This window comes from Duncaniella sp. (assembly GCF_029054785.1).
GTDB lineage: Bacteria > Bacteroidota > Bacteroidia > Bacteroidales > Muribaculaceae > Duncaniella.
Genome location: NZ_JAIDEN010000042.1, coordinates 1 through 2,200, shown reverse-complemented (window position 1 = coordinate 2,200; position 2,200 = coordinate 1). Strand labels below are relative to the sequence as shown.

Genomic DNA, 2,200 nt, shown 5'->3' with positions numbered 1-2,200 from the left:
CGCCTTGACTAACAAGGCCGTCCGCGTATTGCCACGAGACACAAGTTCCACTTCTCGGACCGCTTTGTGAAAGACTACTTGCCCTATACGATCGAGCTCGGACGCTCGTTTGTCAGGCTCGAATATCAGTCGTCGAAAGCCGGCGCCAAGGCGATTTTCGCGCTTGACAATCTCTGGGACGGACTCGGTGCCTTGACAGTGGTCTATCCGGAAATCAAATATCTTTTCGGAAAGATGACAATGTATCCCAACTATCACCGAGAGTGCCGAGACCTGATCCTCTATTTCCTTCACAAGCATTTCCCGGACACTGAGGAACTTGTGAGGCCACTGGTGCCATTCAGTCCGGCGATAGACACAGCCGCGATGGAGCGCTTGTTCACAGGCCAGACATTCAAGGAAGACTACCGCATACTCAATCATTCAATCCGGGAACTCGGATTCAACATCCCTCCGCTGGTCAATTCCTATATGAGCCTTTCACCGACAATGAAAATGTTCGGTACTGCGATAAATGATGAATTCGGAGATGTCGAGGAGAGTGGTATATTCTTTGCCATTTCAGATATTTTTGAAGAAAAGAAACAGCGTCATATCGGGACATATCAGCCTCTTGCTGAAATTGAAGAACAATAATTGACGCCGGTGATGGAAATGCTGATTGACGGATCCATTTCGTGATGGATTGAACATGTGCGTAATTTAAAGCGTTTTAAATTGAATATATATTTAACTCCAAATATCAATTTCTAATTAAAGATTTCAATGGATAGGATTTTAGTAACAGGTGGAACCGGCTATATCGGTTCGCACACTGTTGTCGAACTTCAGCAGGCCGGGTATCCGGTCGTTATTATCGACGATCTCTCCAACTCTAACCGTGAAGTGATTGACGGCATTGAGCGTATCACCGGCATCCGTCCGGATTTTGTCGAAGGAGACTGCACCGACATGCAGACTCTGAGCAAACTTTTTGCCGATTATCCCGACATCAAGGGTATCATCAATTTCGCCGCATCTAAAGCTGTCGGCGAGAGCATGCATAAGCCGATACTGTATTATCGCAACAATCTTAACACACTTTTGAATCTGTTGGACCTGATGGGTCCCAACGGGGTCAAGGGTATTGTCTTCTCCTCGTCATGCACTGTCTATGGCGAGCCTGACGAGAACCCTGTCACAGAGAAGGCTCCTATTAAAAAAGCGACGTCGCCCTACGGCAATACCAAACAGATCTCAGAAGAAATCATTACTGATGTCATAAATGCCGGCGCACCGTTCAAGAGTGTCATACTACGCTATTTCAATCCAGTCGGTGCTCATCCTTCAGCCGAGATCGGTGAGCTTCCCAACGGTGTGCCGCAGAATCTGATTCCTTATCTGACGCAGACAGCAATCGGCATCCGCCAGGAGCTGAGCGTGTTTGGAGATGACTATGATACACCTGACGGATCTTGTATCCGTGACTATATCAATGTTGTCGATCTGGCCAAAGCTCATGTCATCGCAGTCAAGCGTATGCTGGAGGACAAGAGCGACGACAAGATCGAGATTTTCAACCTCGGTACCGGTAATGGTGTTTCAGTCCTTGAGCTCATCCGCGTTTTTGAGGATGCGACAGGCGTGAAAGTACCTCATAAGATTGTCGGACGCCGTGCCGGAGACATTGAAAAAGTCTGGGCTGATCCTGCCTATGCGAATGAAGTGCTTGGCTGGAAAGCGACATCGACCCTTGCTGACACAATGCGCTCGGCTTGGGCATGGCAACAGAAGTTGAGAGAACGCGGCGTGATGTGATCCGCGTTTTCAGAAGAATAAATGGTTTTAGAGATTGTTTAAAAACAAGAGTTAAAATCTGAGTGGTGTATCTTTTAGATAAATTGTTGCAAATGAGAAAGGAGCCATATCCACCTCAAAACTTTCGCTCAGATTTTGACTATTGATATTGAACAACCTCTTAATACCAAATGCTAAGCTAAGTTATTGACTTACTAACCCTGGCGGCATGTATCATGAGAAATGATGCATGCCGTTTTTTTGTCGCCCATATTGTCAGGGAAATATTTTCGGCCTTCGCAGATGGGGGTATTTGTTTTTCATGAACATAAAAAAGTCATCCGCGGAAATTCCACGGATGACTTTTTGCTATTCGGGATGCTATCTTAGTCCACCTTGTAGATGGCTACTTCTGCGGGTTTGA

The 2,200-nt window shown here is 46.4% G+C and carries 1 protein-coding gene and 1 pseudogene; both read left to right on the top strand.

What is annotated here, in order from left to right; translation table 11 throughout:
• Positions 1-636, top strand: a pseudogene (locus K2H17_RS02675) (hemolysin); the annotation flags it as partial.
• A gap of 129 nt (positions 637-765) precedes the next feature.
• Positions 766-1,797, top strand: coding sequence for a UDP-glucose 4-epimerase GalE (gene galE / locus K2H17_RS02670; protein WP_300131117.1), 1,032 nt, complete (start codon positions 766-768; stop codon positions 1,795-1,797).
• Positions 1,798-2,200: the final 403 nt, after the last annotated feature.

Bases quoted from the DNA above. Each gene is read 5' to 3' on its own strand.
- galE (WP_300131117.1), top strand. From the start codon at position 766: ATGGATAGGATTTTAGTAACAGGTGGAACCGGCTATATCGGTTCGCAC.